Origin of the sequence: Dysgonomonas sp. UBA7630, assembly GCF_002483985.1 — a bacterium.
Lineage (GTDB): Bacteria > Bacteroidota > Bacteroidia > Bacteroidales > Dysgonomonadaceae > Dysgonomonas.
Map to the genome: position 1 here is coordinate 102,415 of NZ_DLIY01000015.1, position 18,673 is coordinate 121,087.

Below are 18,673 nucleotides of genomic sequence, written 5' to 3' on the forward strand. Positions count from 1 at the left end.
TATATTTATATATATAGGTTTATTCTCTTCCGGATGATTTTACCATCTCTTTTACATGTGCATTATATTCTTCGGCATCTAATAATTCCTCCAGACTGAGGTGCATGCGATATCTCCAATAATGTTGTGCTATCGCCGGAATATTTATACGTTCTTCTTCCGGGTTCTCTCTTTTCAGCTTATCATCTATAGAGAGCCAGTCTTGAAGTGGGAGTATAGCGAGCATTGAAGGAGAGTTTAAGTGATTGGTTACAATCTGCGAGCATAGCTCAGAATTAGAGTCTTGCGGAGCTGCTCCGTTTTTCCATAATATTTGATTGTAATACTTCTGTGTTGTTTCTCTGTTTTCGTTCCACCATGCTCTTATCGGAGCCATGTCATGAGTAGATGTAGTACAAACACTCATATATGGCAAGTTGCCCAGATAGTTGAAAGCCATGTCTTTTACTTTAGGCATACGCTCTATCTCCAGACTGAGTATTTGCAATTCGTTCATTACAGACGGAACAGACTCTGGAACCATCCCAAGGTCTTCTCCACATACAAGCATGCGTGTAGAAGCTATAAGGCTAGGCAATTTGCTCATGGCTTGCTCTCTCCAGAATTGAGAGTGGCGGCGATAGAAGAATTCGTCATAAAGCCTGTTGAACGCGAGTTTGGCATTGTTGTCCAGATCGGCATACGAATGGGGGTACTGTGCAGCAATACGAGGATGATATTTACAAGGTTCACGTTTATCTTTAATAAACAAAACTTCGTTGCATAAACTGTACAGTCCGTTTCGTATAACATTGCTTTTATTATCAGTTTTATTCTCAAATAAAGCTTTAATCTTCACTTGTGTATTGCAAGAGTCTTTCAATTTGAAAGTTTGCCAAGCAATTGGAGTTAGATATCTATCAATAACGTCTTGAGTATATTCTCCAAATACATCATTCAGAAAATGTTCGTGAATATAAGGACTGGTCATTCTATACTCATCAAACCACATACCCCACGACTGTATTTCTTCCACAGTCATCGGTATCGCAGGGCTAAAATACCCTAAGAGACCTTGTACCGATGATAGAGGTATCTCCCAGATGCGGAAAAAACCTAATATATGGTCAATCCGATATGCGTCGAAATAATCGGCCATTTTGCGGAAGCGCTTTACCCACCATTGGTAGCCGTCTTTCGCCATTTCATCCCAATTGTATGTAGGGAATCCCCAGTTTTGACCGAAAAACGAGAAATCATCAGGTGGCGCACCCGTTTGTACGTCCAGATTGAAAAGGTGAGGTTCTACCCATGCTTCAACACTGTTGCGGCTTATACCGATAGGTATATCTCCTTTTAATACAACTTCATGTTGATGAGCATACTCTTTTACTTCCTTCAATTGTATATGTAGCAGATATTGAGTAAAGCAAAGCATCTCTACGCTTTCTTTTGCTTCTTTATTTGATTTTATAAATGCAGTTAATTTCTTTTTATCAAAAGAGTTTTGGGTTTTCCATAAAGAGAAATTTGCCGTTTTGTACACGTCACGGAAGTATGAAAAACAAGCATAAGGGAACAGCCATTCTTCATTTTGCTTATAGAAAGTGAGATAGTCTTTACTTTTGAGGGTTGATGTTCCGATCTCTTTAAATAAATCTTTTATATATGACGACTTAAGGGCTAGAACCTTATCATAGTCTATTTCTTTTAATGCATTTAGCTCTTTAGCTTCACTTTCGTATTTCTTATATAATTTCTCATCCTTAAGAGGATAGCTCTTTAAGCCTAAATAGATAGGGTGGAGGGCATAAATTGATATCGCATTATATGGGTACGAATCGATCCACGTGTGCGTGATTGTAGTATCGTTGATCGGTAATATTTGTATGATTTTCTGCCCTGTAAGGGTAGACCAATCAATCATTTTTTTGAGATCGGAAAATTCACCTATCCCAAAGCTATCGTTTGACCGTAGCGAGAATACAGGGATAGATACTCCGGCAGCTTTCCAACTCATCCATTCGTGACGATAGTCAAGTGCCTCTACTCTTACTGTATCTTCCTTTTCGGTGATGGGAGAGAGCACTCTGTTTGAGCCCTTTTCCCAATGAATTATCTTTTTCTCTGAATTATCGTATATAGCTAATTTATACTCCTGGGGAGTTTTTATTGAAGATGCATTGATTGCTACTTGCCATTCTCCAAAATTAGCAGGAGTAAGGTATATGGCCTTTTCAATATTCCATTCGCCTAAAGCTTTTGACGAACCCGAAAGAATCATTGTTTGATTTTTCTTTATATACGGGCAATTTACCTTCAGTAGAATAGTTTTTTTGTAATACTTCAATTTTAAAGCATTATCATGATGGAAAAAGCTTTCCGAAAAACCTGAAGTATAAAGATATCTCTGAGATGGAACTCCACGCCATGAATCCAATACATCGAAAGTCTTGCTTGCCTCCAACAATAACGTATGAGGATCTCCCCACTCTTGTGCGGTAACTATTTCATTTTCTTTTACAGTATAGCGATATTCTATAGATGTATCATTTGTTTCGAAGTCAACAATCCATTCACTTGAAGAGATACATGTCATTTTCAGAGCCTTCTTCTCGTCCCAGTTGCCTAACTCGGGGCAAGATCCGCAGACATAGATATTTTGTCCCCAGACAGTATGATAGTCGATATGTAACTTTATTTTCATGTTGCAGTTTTTATGGTTATAGATTAATGGTCTTTTTATGCAAAAGAGTATATCTGCTAAACAAAACTACATATTAAAGTATGATACTATGGCTTTAGAGGATTGTTTTTTTATGAAAATGATTTGCAAACGATTGCATTAGAACATAAAAAGCACAGAATCAGTTCTGTGCTTTCAATGCTTTTGTTGATTATTATTGAGGTTGAAAATGTTTTCCAATCTTTTCGAATTGGAATCAGAAACCAAAGCCATCAATGACAACATCTTCTTTCTTTTCTTCTTTGAAAGCTTTACGCTGTTTGTGCTCCTTGTTTCCTTCCACGTATATTGCTCTGTATGGGCGAACAGGACAAATATATTCGCAGCCGCCACAACCAACACAGATGTCAGGGGTGATGAATGGGATGGTCAAACCTTCGTGACCTTCGTATGGGATCATCGTTACGGCTTGAGTAGGGCAGTGTTCTGCACAGGCTCCGCAATTTGTCCCTTCGGTATGGACTATACATATATCTTCGTGAAAAGTAACACGACCAATTTGAGTCATGTGTTTTTCTTCCATCGTAAGTGATTTTAGAGCTTGACTTGGACAAACATCAGAGCAAACAGTACAATTGTAGTTGCAAAAACCTTTGTCGTAGTTCATCATAGGTTGCATCATACCTCCTAATCCATATTCCATAAAGGCAGGCTTGATAACCTTTGACGGGCATCGGCTGATGCAAAGATGACATGCCGTACAGTGCTCTAGTAAATGTTCTGCACTTACCGCACCCGGAGGACAAATCGCATTCTTACGGATGTACTTATCATTACCGATCAACTCGGCAGCTTTGTTTTGGGCATACGCAGCAGGAACTGCTATCGCTGTGGTGAGTCCGGCAAAAAGGAATTGTCTTTTATTTTTATCTGTTTTACTATTTGCTTCCTCTGTTGTCCCACGTTTTTTCTTGAAGGATGGAGAGAACGCAAGTGCATTCTTTGAGCAACTGCTTAAACAATTGAAACAATCTACACAACGAGTATAGTCTACAGTGTGATTTTTGCTGTCGATACACGAAGCCTTACATTTCGTAGCACATGAACCACAGCTATTGCACAAGCTCTCGTCTATCCTGATTTTAAATAAGGAAAACTTGCTTAAGAAACCCAATACTGTGCCTACAGGACAGATGGTGTTACAATATGTTCTTCCATATCTCCAAGCAAAAAAGCCGATAGTAAAGAATGTAATCAACGCCACAACAAAAGAAAATAGGCTAAGCATGACTATTTCCACTTTGTAGAAAGTATAATTACCAAAGCTTGTAAAAATAGATTCTAAAACATTGTTGCCACCCATATAAACCAGGCGGAATGCATTCGAGATAATTCTTCCCCATGCACTGTAAGGATCGATTAATCCAAGTAGGATAGGGAATCCGGCGAAGAAGGTAATAATTGTCGCAGCGAGAACACTCCAGCGAAGAATGTTTTTTGCTTTACTGTAATTGTAGCGTTTCTTTTTCTTTGAGAATAAGCGTCGTTTAGAAAACCAGCTTACGATGTCCTGATAAATTCCCATTGGGCATATAGACGAGCAGTAGATGCGCCCGAAAAGTAAGGTTAGGATAGCTAAAAAAAGAAGAATAATCAAACTACCTCCCAGTATTGCGGGAACTAGTTGTATCTGGGCTAACCCGTGAAAACTTTCAGGTAGTAAGGCTGCAAAGTCCAGAAAATAGAATGTTATGAGAGTGAATATCACAATAGATATCCCTACTCGCAAGTACTTAAGCATTTGATGATAGTTATAGTTTAATTATATTTTTATTCTCTTGATGTTCAGTTTTTCAATATCCATTGTTCCCAGTTTTAGCTTTTGTCCGTTAGCCAAGTGACCTACATGGTCGAGTGGCATCTCTCGTACCTGACCAAAGAATTTAGTAGCGGCAGTATCTACTGCAACAATATCTTGTGATACGAACAATCCCTTTGTCGTTACCACATCGGATGCCGATCTTCCCTGAGGCCCGTTGGTTTTCACGATACGGTATGCATCCACTACATTCAATACCGGTTTTTTAGAATATGTACACACGTCAGCAATGCATTGTTGCAGTCCGCTTGCATGAAATATTCTTCTATCCCATACAATGCCCATATAGTTTTTCATCGAGATAGTGAGATTCGCTCCACCATGATGTTTGAGTACAGGCGTGTTGATCCATGCATCACAGTCCAGAATGGCTTGATGTATCTTTGTGCTTTGCAGGGTAACACCGTTAGGCAACGACACACTTTTGTAGTATGACTCCTCATGAGCAGGTACAACCTTTGCGCCGGCGGCCTTTGCAGCAGCTTCTATACCGCTATTCTTGTAGCATTTGAGCCAGTCGTCACAGGTGTGATCAAATACCGTAACTTCCTTAGCTCCGGCAGCAAAGCACTGTTTAACAATCTCGCTGACCAGCTTAGGGTTTGTATTTCCGGCAAGCTCGGGAGCTTTGTCCCATCCAATGTTAGGTTTAACTACAACTTTATATCCTTTCTTTATAAATTTACCCATACCTCCCAGTTCTGAGATGGCACGTTTAAACATAGCGTCAGGCTCTCCGCCCATTACGGCTACCATATCCACCGGCTTACCTGTCTGAGTGTTTTCAAGCGTTTGGGCCAGTACGTCCATACCTGCGCTTGTCTTTATTGTTGCTGCAGCACCGGTGATGGCTATTGCTCTTAGAAAATTTCGTCTGTCCATAGTTAATCTTTATTTAATAAAACCTTATTTTAAAATCTTAAATTGACACCACCAAACACTGTTGCTCTAGGCATGGGGTATCCTGCATTTATTTCATATTTCTGAGCCAGAAGGTTTTCTCCTCTTGCAAATATTTCCAGCATACTTATAGGCTTGTAAGCTGCTCTGATATTCCATAGAGTAAATGTTTCTTTCTTTGCTTCTGTATTTGTCTTTTTGTTCTCAAGCACGGTATATAGCCCATCTATAAACTGAATACCTGTAGATAACATCCATTTGTTATACGAATAGTTTACCCCTGCATATAACTTGTGTTCGGGAGATGCCAGAACTTTATATTTCATATGCAAGAAGCTGTAGTTTGCAGACAGATTTACATGTGGGGCTATTCTATATTGGGTTGCAAATTCCAGCCCATAATTTTTTATCTTTCCTGTATTTACATTCAATGGCTTGTTGTTTACCATCACAGTCTGTATGCTATTACTCCCATCTATATTATACAAGCTCAGATCAAAATTTAATGCTCTGTTAAGTAACTTTTGAGATGCTGATATTTCGTAATTCATCAATCGCTCGGCTTTTAAGTCGGGATTCTGAGGAGGGAACATGTACATTTCGCGTATAGTAGGATTGCGGAAACCCTTGCTTACGATTCCTTTTATTATGGTATTCTCTGTAGCTATGTAACTCACTCCGGCTTGTGGAATATATTCTGTCCCGGTTATAGCATGATGATCTACTCTTATCCCGGCATTCAGTACTACTTTAGAAGCCAGTGTTTGCTGGAAGTTTATATATCCTGCAACCTCATTTATGCTTTTCTTGGCTATGTCTGCATCTTCTCTGTTATCCAGAAATCTGTTCCATGCATGCCCTCCGAAATGCTGAAAATCGAACCCTGCGGTTGTTTGGTTTCCTTTAAAGAAGCTGTAGTTTTGGTAGAGGGTAATACCTACCATCTTATCGTTCGACCTGAATCTATAATCTTTGGCTTCTTCTGTAGGCGGATACCCGTCATTGATCTTGTGCGAGCCGAAGTTGTAATAGAGTTTAAGAGCTCCTGATGTTCTCTCGTAGTTGTTTTCAAGAGAGAATGATGTTACTCCACGGGTAATATCGGCATCATTATCGATGACAGGACTATTCACTGCTCCGGGGTTTGATGCTTTGAAATTAGTCAAATCAAGATCTATAAATGTTTTCCAGTTAGTAGTGAAATCATAACCGACTTTTGCATATCCGCTATATTGCTCAAAATCCATGTTTTCTCGCTGTCCGTCCGAACGGTTGTAGCTTAAAGATACGTAGCTGCTGAACTTACCCGAACGGATAGCATTGTTCGCCTCTGTACTGAGTGTGTTGTATGAGCCATACATGGCTCTAACCTTTGTCTTCACCCCATCTTGCAGTTGCTTCTTAGTTATAATGTTGATGACACCACCCATTGCATTCGATCCGTACAAAACGGAGGCTGGTCCACGCACAACTTCTACTCGTTCTGCCATTAATGACTGATACGAATCGGCTAGAGGATGTCCCATCAATCCCATATATTGTGGGTGTCCGTCTATTAACATCAGCATTTGTGTGGTAGGGCTTCCGCCTATACCACGTATTGTCATACCTCCGGCAGATCCTGCTGCAACACCGTAGCCCATAATGCTTCGTGAAGTAACGAACAAGCCCGGTACTTCCTCTGTAATAATAGGCAGTAATGATTGTTCAAACCGACTCTCGATTTGTTTACTTCCCACTATGCTTACACTCATCGGGAGATTATTGATATTTACAGCCGGACGTGTCCCGGTGACGATAACATCTCCTAATTGGATAGAATCTTTAGGGATTGAAATCGGATTGTTGTCTATGGCATAAGTAAGCTGGGCAAATAATAAAACAGAAGCAATGGCACTAATTGTTTTCTTCATTCATTTTTATAATAGCCACGGAAACTTGAAGCAATCTTCATCATATAGGGCATAATCAGCTTTTCCGTTTACCGCGAATGTTTTAACTAGTCTGGCACCTTCGAGCAACTTACATGCCAACGCTAGAGATGCGCCCGTCTTCACTCTATCTTCTACCAGCAATATAGATTTGCCTTTGAAGTCGAAGCCGATGGGAGCCATCAATTGCGGACTTTCATATTTGGGCTTTTGGTAAGCGTCGCGTAGGTTTATTTTTAACAGATGGATATCGATATTTAGTCTTTGATTGAGAATAGCAGCAGGTATTATGCCTCCATTAGCGATAGCGACAATCATATCGAAGCTTTCATGAAAAGCAATGTCGCGGAAGCGTTCTAATACTTCCGAAAAAGACTTGTTATCAGACATTTTGTATCTTATATTTTAGCGATAGCTTTCAATAAAGCGTACCCCCCGAATATTTGTATTATCATTCCCGGAATACCAATACGGAAATCTTGTACTGCTGTAAAGAAATCTTTTACGATAGCCCATTCTATCAATGTACCTGCTATCTGATATGTCAAAACAGCGGCAATTATTCCTAATAGAGAAATTTTTTCGAGTCGATGTGCTGCATAAGCCGCAGCTCCTGCTAATAAGGTAGACTTGATTAGTATGGCAGGGAGTAAAGCCACCGGAGGCATTCCAAATAAAACACTATTGATAAGCGGAGATAATATTGCAGTTAACAAACCAACCCGTAGGCCGTATTTGTACGCTGCTATCAGCGTGAAAAAGTAGATAGGAAGCCAGGTTAAGCCTCCACCAGGTATCAAATGGCATATCTGAGGAAGTGCAATGTTTCCGACAACGAATAACAATGCAAACAAATATGTTTTAATCTCTTTGTAAGTTAAGGAATAAAGTTTTACTGTTGTTTCCATAATTATAGTAAATTAAAGTATATGTAATTATTTATTTTATTCGTTGTCCTTTTCCGGATACCTGAGCCAGAATAAATATAAGTTTATGTAAAATAATGAGGAGTGTTATTTTATCTTACTGGCATTCTCTATATTGGTGTTAACGAATACAATACTAAAAATAATTATTGAAACGAACAAATATTATAATATCTTTTCACTTTTAGGCATAATGATTATAGTATCAGCGTAAAAATAGAAATTAATAATCAAACCTTCTATAATATCTGATAAAATATTTTTTCTTCTCGGAGCTTAATGCATAGATATTGTAGTATATCTATTTTAACTTATGGCGCGAGACGCTCAACTTCCCAAACTCCATCTTCAAGCACATATTGTATTCTGTCGTGCAGTCTGTTGCTACGTCCTTGCCAGAATTCGATAAGATAAGGTTTAACAATATATCCTCCCCAGTTTTGAGGACGGACTATATTTTTGTCTTTAAACTTAGATTCATATTCATTTATAAGTCCTTCCAAGTATTTTCTGTCGGGTATTGCACGGCTTTGGGGTGATGCCCAAGCTCCCAACTTGCTCTTTGCCGGACGGACTTCGAAGTAAGAGTCTGATTCTGCATCTGAGGTTTTTTCAACAATACCTTCTATTCTTACTTGTCTTTCCAATTCATTCCAAACAAAAGTTAAGGCACAGTACTTGTTTAGTGTAATTTGATAAGCTTTCTTGCTATCATAATTAGTAAAAAAAACGAATCCTTGTGGTTTAATCTGCTTGAGTAGTATCATACGCGAAGATGGTTTCCCATCGGGAGTTGCTGTTGCCAGATTCATCGCATTTGGTTCAAGTGCTTTCGCTATAATAGCTTCGTTAAGCCATTGTTCGAACATATCCATTGGGTCGGATAGGACATCGCTCTCGTCTAGTGTTTTTAAAGTAAAATCTCTTCGTATATTAAATAAATCTGTCATAAATTATGGTTAAAATAGTAGTGAGTTTATTATTGTATATATAAGATAACAAAAAAGCAGTCTTTTTGTTGTTTTTTTATTTCTTTTTGGTTGTTAATGTTATGATATATAATTTATTATATTTTTATTTTGCTCTTTGTTTATCATCTTTTTTTTTGTTAAAAGGTGACAAAAGTGACACATTTTACTTCCCTTTATCTTGTCACTTTTTCTACTTCAGTATTCGTAAATATTATTTGTGGAAAGCTTGTATATAATAAGATAATAGTTGTGTGTAAAAATGAAAAATCCTCACTGACATCACGTCTGCGAGGATCTAGATCAACTAAAAAAACTATCCAATAGAAAAGTTATGCCAAACAAAGTGTATTAATACTTTTCTTTTGTCTCTTGCTGTATCTGTTGCATTGTTCACAGACACTATATCCTAATAATATTCCTAATATAAAATCTTCTTCAGGTGTTAATAAGTTCAACGGTTTGTCTCCACATATTGCGTTGGCTACTAAGAGGCATTCCTCTTTGCCGAAAAAGACATTTATATTACCGTTTTTCAGATGGCTTATTTTATAATTAATCGAGTTTTTTCCCAATTTCCATCTGACTTTATCTTCATATTCTCCGGGTAGTGTACACAGTACTAAGCTGCGCACCCCTTTTTTGTATTCGTAAATCAGGTGAAAGAAAACACGCATATTGATTTACTTTGTTAAATTGCTTTTTTAAGGTCTTCTGTCCAAATTGCAATGCGTTGATCTGTAAGGTTCGACTCGTTGTCGTTATCGATGAGCAAACCAATAAATTCGCCATCAACAACAGATTCAGAACTGTCGAAAGTATATCCCTCTGTGCTTACCTTACCGATTAGCTGGCAACCTTTACTCTTTATTACACTGTATATTTTTGATAAGGCGTCGCCAAATGTATCGCTATACGAAGATGAATCACCACATCCAAACAGGGCTACTTTTTTGCCATTCAGATCGGCAGCCTTTACTTTGTCGATATAGTACTCCCAATCGTCTTGAAGGTCACCTAATCCTAATGTTGAAGAACCGAATAATATTACATCGTAAGCTGAAAAGTCTGTATTCGCCTTTGCTACATCATGTAAGTCAGCCTTGCTTACTTCCAGTTTTTTTGCTATTTCTTCCGCTACTTCTTGTGTATTGCCTGTTGTTGAGCCGTAGTATATTCCTATTTTTGACATTCTGATAAATTTAAAATGATTAAATATCTAATTTTCTGTTTACAAAGTAATAACAACCAAGAAATGTATACAATACCAAGTAATAATGATATTTATGTCATTTTTTCATTATTTATGAGTAGGAATCATCGGATGATGGAAGATTATCAGTTATATAAACAAAAAAAAGCAGCCTGATACTCAGACTGCTTTCTCTATGTTTTAAACTTGTTTCTTAAGCTTCTGCTTTAGGAAGTACAGAAACAAATGATCTGTCGTTTCTTTTTTTGCGGAAAACCACTGTACCATCTACAAGAGCAAATAATGTATGGTCTTTACCAATACCTACATTTTCTCCCGGATGATGAGTCGTTCCTCTCTGACGAACTATGATGTTTCCTGCTTTTACAACTTCTCCACCAAATGCTTTAACGCCCAATCGTTTACTTTCCGATTCACGGCCGTTTTTCGAACTACCTACACCTTTCTTGTGTGCCATTGTCTTCTGTTTTTAACTGATTAAGCAATAATTTCTTTTACTATAACTTCTGAAAATTGTTGACGGTGACCGTTTAGTTTACGGTGTCCTTTTCTTCTTTTCTTGTGGAAAATAAGAACTTTATCACCTTTTGCTTGAGAAACAACCTCAAGAACTACTTTTGCGCCATTTACAGTCGGTGTACCTACTGTTACTGTGCCGCCGTTGTCAACTAATAATACTTTATCGAACTCAACTGTTGAGCCATTTTCTGCATTGATTCTATGAACAAACAACTTTTGGTCTTTTTCAACTTTCATTTGTTGTCCTTGAATGTCTACAATTACGTACATCTGTTTTGTTATTTACAGGTTATGTGCCTGAGGCGAACCGTTTTATATACAGTTTCTTGTTAGCCTATTAGCAATCGGGTGGCAAAGATAATTAATCTCTACTAAAAAATAAAATATTTGTGGAAAAGATTATCGTATTTCTTTGATTTTTAATTCACCTGTCAAGTCATTAGGGATTGTTGCGGGATCTACTCCCATGATGGTAACGATGTTTCTAATGTCTTGTGAGGTTACTTTACGGTAAGTAGTGAGGGTGTTGGGCGTTATAAGATATTTACTAGCCGCTGTGCCTCCATGCAATGAACTTTGTATAAATATAGAGTCTCCTTTAACCTCGTATGCGTCGGTAGACTCACTGATAAGTCCGTCAGAGCCCGAAGATCCTTTTTTTCTGATTGTAGTTTTTACATTTAATTCAGTAAAAGCTCTGGTTGTTTGATTCTCTTTTAAGTCCAGACTGAAAACAGTATTTAGCATATTGTCAAAGTTGGAATCGGATGTTTTTATTGTCTGCTCGCGCATTAGCCATTCGCCCTGTAAGGTTACAGCTTCCACCTCGTTGTCTCCGCATGATGTCATCAAAGTGCAGGTGGTCAGTAAAATTGTAAAGGATAGTATGAAATTCTTCATTGTAATGTGTTCGTTATGCAAATATTTGTGGTGCAAATATATACATATTTTACTTAATTATATATAGCTCACGCTTTTTATAAGATTTTAAAACCGAAATTAACAAAAGTGTTTAGTTTGTTGTATTTTTAGTTTCGTTGTCATAATGAGATTTAATAGTGTTTTTTATTAACAAAAAGTCTTATTTATTTTTTATTTACGAATAAAATGATATAAATTTGCCAGACTGTTCAAATTTTAAACAAAACAGGTGATAAATATATGTGTGGATTTGTAGGAGCTTTTGATTTAATACAAGATATAAGCGTTTTGCGGGGGCAAGTTCTTCGTATGGCAAAAAAAATCCGTCACCGTGGTCCGGATTGGTCAGGGATATATTGTGGTGAGAAATCTATTCTTGCTCACGAAAGATTGTCTATTGTAGGAGTAGACTCTGGTAAACAACCTCTTTATAGCAAAGATGGTAATTTGGTTTTGGCTGTCAATGGTGAGATCTACAATCACAAAGAAATAAGAAGTCGCTATCCCGACTACGAATTTCTTACACATTCAGACTGCGAAGTAATTCTGGCTTTGTATAAAGATAAAGGGGTTGGTCTCTTTGAAGATTTAAATGGCATCTTTGCTTTTGCGCTTTATGATGTTGAAAATGATATTTGTCTTATTGGGCGTGACCATATGGGTATAATTCCTCTTTATATGGGGTATGACGATCACGGACAATTTTATGTGGCAAGCGAATTAAAGGCTTTGGAAGGTGTTTGTCCCAACGTGCAGGAATTCTTACCTGGTTATTATATGTGTAGTGTCGAGGGGAATGAATTGAAACGTTGGTATAAACGTGACTGGATGGAGTATGACAATGTAAAAGATAATGAATCTGATGAAAATGAATTGAGAGTAGCTTTAGAGAGCGCTGTGCATCGTCAATTGATGTCGGATGTTCCTTATGGTGTTTTACTTTCAGGGGGATTGGATTCGTCTATAATATCAGCTATTGCAAAACGATATGCAGCTCGTAGAATAGAGGATGATAACCAGACCGAAGCTTGGTGGCCTGAATTGCATTCATTTGCTGTTGGGTTGAAAGATTCTCCGGACTTGGTGGCCTCAAAAAAGGTGGCAGAATATATCGGAACGGTGCATCATGAAATAAATTTCACGGTCGAAGAGGCTCTTGACGCTCTCAGCGATGTGATTTATCATATCGAAACCTATGATGTTACTACCGTTCGCGCATCTACCCCTATGTATTTGTTGGCTCGTTTTATAAAATCGATGGGAGTGAAAATGGTGCTTTCCGGCGAAGGTGCAGATGAATTGTTTGGTGGTTACTTATATTTTCATAAAGCTCCCGATGCAAAGGCCTTTCATGAAGAAACTGTACGGAAGTTGGATCGATTGCATTTGTACGATTGCTTGCGTGCAAATAAGTCGTTGGCTGCATGGGGTGTAGAGGGGCGTGTGCCTTTTCTTGATAAAGAATTTATGGACGTTGCTATGCGTTTAAATCCTCAGGATAAAATGTGTGGTAATGGTAAAATAGAAAAATATATATTAAGAAAAACATTTCAGGATTATTTGCCTGAAAGTGTTGCTTGGAGGCAAAAAGAGCAATTTTCTGACGGAGTTGGCTACAATTGGATAGACTCGTTGAAGGAAATGGCTGAAAAGAAAGTTTCGGATAAGCAAATGATGCATGCTTCGGAGCGTTTTCCGATCAATCCTCCAATGTCAAAGGAAGAGTATTGGTATCGTACAATGTTTGAAGAACATTTTCCATCAGCTTCGGCTGCTCATACGGTTCCGTCCGTTCCGTCCGTCGCCTGTAGTACGGCTGTGGCACTGGAGTGGGATGCGTCTTTCAAGAATAGAGTTGATCCGTCAGGTAGGGCGGTGAAGGCTGTTCATGCAGAAGCGTATGATAAATAATATATTTTAAGGAGGCGGTTGCCTCCTTTTTGTTTTATTCTTATCCGTAAAATAAGAGAAATGAAAAACAATTGATTATCGTGATTGTTTTTATTTCGAAATTAAGTTTTGATTCGAGCGGAATAGTGGCATATAGTTGAAAAGCGTGTTGTGTGAGAAGTATTTTGTTGCAGAATTTTTGTAAAGAGCATTAAAGAGACGTGATATTAAATATAAACCTATCATTTGTAAATCAATTAAACCTTCATAATGTCTTTATGTTTTGTTTTTAAGTTGAAAATAAAACAAAAAGATTTTTTTGTTTTATTAAAGATGAAAAAATGTTATGGATTTCTTGCAAAAACGAATAATTTGTATGAAATTTGTCCCTTGAAAAGATAAAGTAAAAAAGACGAAATATAGAGGATGAAGAAGTTGAAATTCACCAAAATGCACGGCGCGGGCAATGATTATATCTATATGAACGGATTTGTTCAGGAGATAGAAAATCCTTCAGCATTAGCAATCCGCCTTAGCAATCGTAATTTTGGTATTGGCTCGGATGGTTTAGTGCTTATATTGCCATCTGAGAATTCAGATTTTAGAATGCAGATGTTCAATTCCGATGGTTCTGAAGCCGAGATGTGTGGTAATGCTTCTCGTTGTGTAGGGAAATATGTATATGACAACGGATTGACAACAAAAAAGGAAATTGCGCTGGAAACAAAAGCCGGCGTTAAATATATAACTTTACTGGAAGGAGACGAAAAAGCTCGTAAGGTGACAGTGGATATGGGTGAGCCGATCCTTGATCCTGTGCAAATTCCGGTGAAGGTGGATAAAGAACCTGTACTTAATTTCCCGTTGGATATCGATGGCAAAATGTGGGAAATATCTTGCGTATCGATGGGGAACCCTCATGCGGTTGTTTTTACAACAGGAATAAAAGAGCTTGATTTGCCTGTAATAGGACCTAAATTTGAAAAACATCCAATATTCCCTCGAAAAACAAATACTGAGTTCATTGAAGTCGTTGATCGCAAAACGTTGAATATGCGAGTGTGGGAACGTGGGGCAGGAGAGACTCTGGCTTGTGGTACAGGAGCCTGTGCTGCGGCTGTTGCTGCCATCCTGAACGGATATTGCGACCGTAAAATAACGATTCACCTGATAGGCGGAGATCTCGAGATAGAATGGGATGAGCAAAATAATCACGTGTATATGACCGGTGAGGCTGTGACAGTTTTTGAAGGAGAGATTTTTTAATGCTGCGGCCATATAACAGAAGAACCCGAAATTATTAATATATAAAAATGGCATTCATAAACGAAAATTATACTAAACTACCGGGAAGTTATTTGTTCTCGGATATTGCAAAAAAAGTAAATGAATTTAAGGCCGCCCATCCTGAAGCCAATGTTATTCGTTTGGGAATCGGTGATGTTACAAAACCTCTACCTTCGGCGATAATAAACGCAATGCATGCCGCTGTAGATGAAATGGCGAATGCATCTACTTTTAGAGGATACGGACCTGAACAAGGGTACGACTTTTTGGTAAATACAATTGTAGAAAATGATTATAAAGCACGTGGCTTGGATATTTCTGCTGACGAAATATTTGTAAGCGATGGCTCTAAAAGTGATACAGGTAATATAGGAGATATTCTTGGTCTTGATAATATTGTTGCTGTTACAGACCCTGTTTATCCTGTTTACGTAGATACAAACGTAATGGCTGGCCGTGCGGGTGAGTTGCAGGCAAATGGCAAATGGAATAAGCTTGTTTATATTCCATGTACATCAGAGAATGACTTTATTCCGTCATTGCCGACAGAGAAAGTAGACATCGTTTACTTGTGTTATCCTAACAACCCTACAGGTACTACTTTGACGAAAGATCAATTGAAAGTATGGGTTGATTATGCTCTCCAAAATAAGGTGCTTATCCTATTTGATGGTGCTTACAAAGAATTTATTACCGAAAGTGATGTTCCTCATAGTATATACGAGATAGAGGGGGCACGAGAAGTGGCTATCGAGTTTCGTAGTTTCTCCAAAACTGCCGGATTTACAGGTACTCGTTGTGCTTATACGGTTGTGCCTAAAACTGTGATGGGATACACCAAAACCGGAGAAAAGATTTCTTATAATAAATTGTGGAACAGACGCCATACTACTAAGTTTAACGGTGTTCCATATATTATTCAACGTGCAGCCGAGGCTTGTTTTTCTGCCGAAGGTAAAAAGCAGATAAAAGATATCATCAACTATTATATGAATAATGCAAAGATCATTCGTGAGGGTCTCGCTTCCGAAGGATTGCAAGTATATGGTGGTGTAAACTCTCCTTATATTTGGGTAAAAACTCCAAAAGGAATGACTTCGTGGGGATTCTTCGATTATCTATTGAATGATCTACATGTTGTAGGAACTCCCGGTGTTGGTTTTGGCCCTAGTGGAGAAGGCTATTTAAGGTTAACGGCGTTTGGTACTTTAGAAAATACCAAAGAGGCTGTTGGTCGATTAAAAAAGATTTCTATTTGATAAATCCTATATAAACTCAATAAAAGTAAATTTATGACAAAGTTACGTTTTAAAGCAGTAGCACTGGCCTCAGAGCGAAAGCCTCTTGAGGTAGAGAAACCTAAAAGTAAAACTTCAGAGTATTACGGGGAAAAGGTGTTCAATCGTAAAGCTATGACCAAATATCTTTCGAAAGAAACTTTTAAAGCGCTTAATGATGCAATTGAAAAAGGACAATCTGTAAATCGTAATCTGGCAGAGCATGTTGCAGCCGGAATGCGTATGTGGGCTCTGGAAAATGGTGTAACACACTATACTCACTGGTTTCATCCGTTGACAGACGGTACTGCCGAAAAGCATGATGCTTTTGTTGAACATGATGGTAATGGTGGACTGATTGAAGAATTTGAAGGAAAGCTTCTTGCTCAGCAAGAGCCTGATGCTTCAAGTTTTCCGTCGGGAGGCCTTCGTAATACATTCGAAGCCCGTGGTTATTCTGCTTGGGATCCATCATCTCCTGCATTTATTGTAGGTGAAACATTGTGTATTCCTACTATCTTTATCTCATATACAGGTGAGGCTCTTGACTATAAGACTCCTTTGCTTAAAGCTCTTGCTGCGGTAGATAAAGCTGCAACAGGTGTAGTTCAGTATTTTAATGAAGATGTAACAAAGGTAATATCTAACCTTGGATGGGAACAGGAGTATTTCCTTGTTGACGAAGACTTGTTTATGGCTCGTCCAGACTTGGCTTTGACAGGAAGGACCTTGATGAGTCACGAAAGTGCAAAAAATCAGCAGTTGGAAGACCACTACTTTGGTTCAATCCCTGAACGTGTTCAACGTTTTATGAAAGAGCTTGAGTACGAAGCATATGCTTTGGGTATTCCTGTAAAAACTCGTCACAACGAAGTAGCTCCAAATCAGTTTGAGCTGGCTCCTATATATGAAGAATGTAATCTTGCTGTAGACCACAACCTTTTGGTTATGTCTGTAATGGATAAGGTGGCGCGTAAGCACTCTTTCCGTATCTTATTCCACGAAAAACCATTCAAAGGAATCAACGGTTCGGGTAAGCATAACAACTGGTCTCTAGCTACTAATACAGGAATCAACCTTCTTTCTCCGGGTAAGGATAAAGTTGAAAACCTTCGTTTTATAACATTTGTGGTGAATATCTTGGCTGCTGTTTATAAGAATAACGGCTTGTTGAAAGCTTCAATATCTTCAGCTACAAATGCTCACCGTCTTGGTGCAAACGAAGCTCCTCCTGCTATCATATCGGTATTCTTGGGTACTCAGGTTAGCGATATTCTTGATAAGTTTGAGAAGAGTTCTGTAAAAGATGCTATCGTTGTTGACAACAAAAAGCAGATTAGCTTGGGTGTAGGTCAAATTCCTGAAATCCTTTTGGATAATACAGACCGTAACCGTACTTCTCCATTCGCATTCACAGGAAACCGATTCGAGTTCCGTGCTGTGGGTTCTTCTGCTAACTGTGCTTCTGCTATGACAGCCTTGAATGCTTCTGTTGCAGAACAGCTAAGAGTGTTTAAAGACGAAGTTGACGCACTAATCAGTAAAGGTAAATCGAAAGAAGAGGCTCTTTACGAAGTATTGAAGAAATATATCAAAGAATCTCGTTCTATCCGTTTCAATGGTAATGGATATAGCGAAGAATGGAAAGCAGAAGCTAAAAAACGTAAATTGGATTGCGAAACAAGCGTTCCTATTATCTATGATAGCTATACTTCAAAACAAAGCATCAAAACATTTGCTGGTATTTTATCTGAAGTAGAGCTTCATGCTCGTAACGAGGTGAAGTGGGAAATGTACACAAAGAAAATCCAGATAGAATCGCGTGTATTAGGTGATTTGGCTTTAAATCATATTATTCCTGTAGCGATTTCATACCAATCTATATTGTTGACAAATGTTTCTAAGCTAAAAGACATCTCTGATGACTACAAGACTCTTGGTGCAGAGCAAATCCGTTTGATAGAAAAAGTATCTACGCATGTAAATGCCGTGAACGCAAAAGTTCATGAAATGATAGATGCTCGTAAAGCGGCTAATAACATTGAGAGTGAACGTGAGAAAGCTGTTGCTTATCATGATAATGTAGCTCCGTATTTGGACGAAATCCGCTATCATATCGACAAGCTTGAATTGATTGTTGATAATGAAATGTGGCCATTGGCTAAATATAGAGAATTATTGTTTATACGATAATTAAACATTATAAAGAAAAGAAGTCCCGATCTCTAACGAGTCGGGATTTCTTTTTTTTATACAGACTTTGATATTGTGAGTATAAATATGAAATAAAACAAGCT

The 18,673-nt window shown here is 38.2% G+C and carries 16 protein-coding genes; 4 read left to right on the forward strand and 12 right to left on the reverse strand.

Annotated elements, in window-relative coordinates; all coding sequences use genetic code 11:
• Window positions 1-19: 19 nt before the first annotated feature.
• The 12 genes from B3P17_RS05920 to B3P17_RS05975 all read right to left on the reverse strand — a co-directional run bounded on the left by B3P17_RS05920 (window position 20) and on the right by B3P17_RS05975 (window position 11,901).
• A complete protein-coding gene (locus B3P17_RS05920; protein WP_291104330.1) occupies window positions 20-2,686 on the reverse strand; it encodes a 4-alpha-glucanotransferase in 2,667 nt (888 codons plus the stop codon).
• Between the two features lie 235 nt (window positions 2,687-2,921).
• Window positions 2,922-4,466, reverse strand: coding sequence for a 4Fe-4S binding protein (locus tag B3P17_RS05925; RefSeq protein WP_291104333.1), 1,545 nt, complete (start codon window positions 4,464-4,466; stop codon window positions 2,922-2,924).
• Between the two features lie 21 nt (window positions 4,467-4,487).
• Window positions 4,488-5,426, reverse strand: a complete 939-nt coding sequence (locus B3P17_RS05930; protein WP_291104336.1) for a DUF362 domain-containing protein — start codon at window positions 5,424-5,426, stop codon at window positions 4,488-4,490.
• 29 nt (window positions 5,427-5,455) lie between these two features.
• Window positions 5,456-7,357 carry a TonB-dependent receptor gene (locus B3P17_RS05935; RefSeq protein ID WP_252637726.1) on the reverse strand — a complete coding sequence of 634 codons (1,902 nt, stop codon included), beginning with the start codon at window positions 7,355-7,357 and terminating at the stop codon, window positions 5,456-5,458.
• Between the two features lie 6 nt (window positions 7,358-7,363).
• Complete coding sequence (locus B3P17_RS05940) at window positions 7,364-7,765, reverse strand: phosphoribosyltransferase (protein ID WP_252637727.1); 402 nt, start codon at window positions 7,763-7,765, stop codon at window positions 7,364-7,366.
• An 8-nt stretch (window positions 7,766-7,773) separates the two neighbouring features.
• Window positions 7,774-8,283, reverse strand: a complete 510-nt coding sequence (locus tag B3P17_RS05945) for an ECF transporter S component (protein ID WP_252637728.1) — start codon at window positions 8,281-8,283, stop codon at window positions 7,774-7,776.
• Window positions 8,284-8,612: 329 nt separating this feature from the next.
• Window positions 8,613-9,251 (reverse strand): pyridoxamine 5'-phosphate oxidase, encoded by a 639-nt coding sequence (gene pdxH / locus B3P17_RS05950; protein ID WP_252637729.1) that lies wholly within the window; start codon window positions 9,249-9,251, stop codon window positions 8,613-8,615.
• Window positions 9,252-9,601: 350 nt separating this feature from the next.
• Window positions 9,602-9,946: a DUF2023 family protein gene (locus tag B3P17_RS05955; RefSeq protein WP_006842452.1), complete on the reverse strand. Its 345-nt coding sequence runs from the start codon at window positions 9,944-9,946 to the stop codon at window positions 9,602-9,604.
• Between the two features lie 14 nt (window positions 9,947-9,960).
• Window positions 9,961-10,461, reverse strand: a complete 501-nt coding sequence (gene fldA / locus B3P17_RS05960; protein WP_252637730.1) for a flavodoxin FldA — start codon at window positions 10,459-10,461, stop codon at window positions 9,961-9,963.
• 214 nt (window positions 10,462-10,675) lie between these two features.
• Entirely contained in the window at window positions 10,676-10,939 is a 264-nt protein-coding gene (rpmA, locus tag B3P17_RS05965; protein WP_006842455.1) for a 50S ribosomal protein L27, read from the reverse strand.
• 20 nt (window positions 10,940-10,959) lie between these two features.
• Window positions 10,960-11,271 carry a 50S ribosomal protein L21 gene (gene rplU / locus B3P17_RS05970; protein WP_252637731.1) on the reverse strand — a complete coding sequence of 104 codons (312 nt, stop codon included), beginning with the start codon at window positions 11,269-11,271 and terminating at the stop codon, window positions 10,960-10,962.
• A 129-nt stretch (window positions 11,272-11,400) separates the two neighbouring features.
• Window positions 11,401-11,901 (reverse strand): hypothetical protein, encoded by a 501-nt coding sequence (locus B3P17_RS05975; protein ID WP_252637732.1) that lies wholly within the window; start codon window positions 11,899-11,901, stop codon window positions 11,401-11,403.
• Between the two features lie 261 nt (window positions 11,902-12,162).
• On the opposite strand from B3P17_RS05975, the gene asnB reads away from it, so the two are divergent.
• The 4 genes from asnB to B3P17_RS05995 all read left to right on the forward strand — a co-directional run bounded on the left by asnB (window position 12,163) and on the right by B3P17_RS05995 (window position 18,569).
• Complete coding sequence (asnB, locus tag B3P17_RS05980; protein ID WP_291104342.1) at window positions 12,163-13,833, forward strand: asparagine synthase B; 1,671 nt, start codon at window positions 12,163-12,165, stop codon at window positions 13,831-13,833.
• A gap of 405 nt (window positions 13,834-14,238) precedes the next feature.
• A complete protein-coding gene (gene dapF, locus B3P17_RS05985) occupies window positions 14,239-15,078 on the forward strand; it encodes a diaminopimelate epimerase (RefSeq protein WP_252637734.1) in 840 nt (279 codons plus the stop codon).
• A 47-nt stretch (window positions 15,079-15,125) separates the two neighbouring features.
• The gene (locus tag B3P17_RS05990) at window positions 15,126-16,358 is read left to right on the forward strand and encodes an LL-diaminopimelate aminotransferase (RefSeq protein WP_252637735.1); all 1,233 of its coding nucleotides are present in this window, start codon (window positions 15,126-15,128) and stop codon (window positions 16,356-16,358) included.
• A 33-nt stretch (window positions 16,359-16,391) separates the two neighbouring features.
• On the forward strand, window positions 16,392-18,569 hold the full coding sequence (locus B3P17_RS05995) for a glutamine synthetase III (protein ID WP_252637736.1): 2,178 nt from the start codon (window positions 16,392-16,394) through the stop codon (window positions 18,567-18,569).
• The last annotated feature ends 104 nt before the right edge of the window (window positions 18,570-18,673 follow it).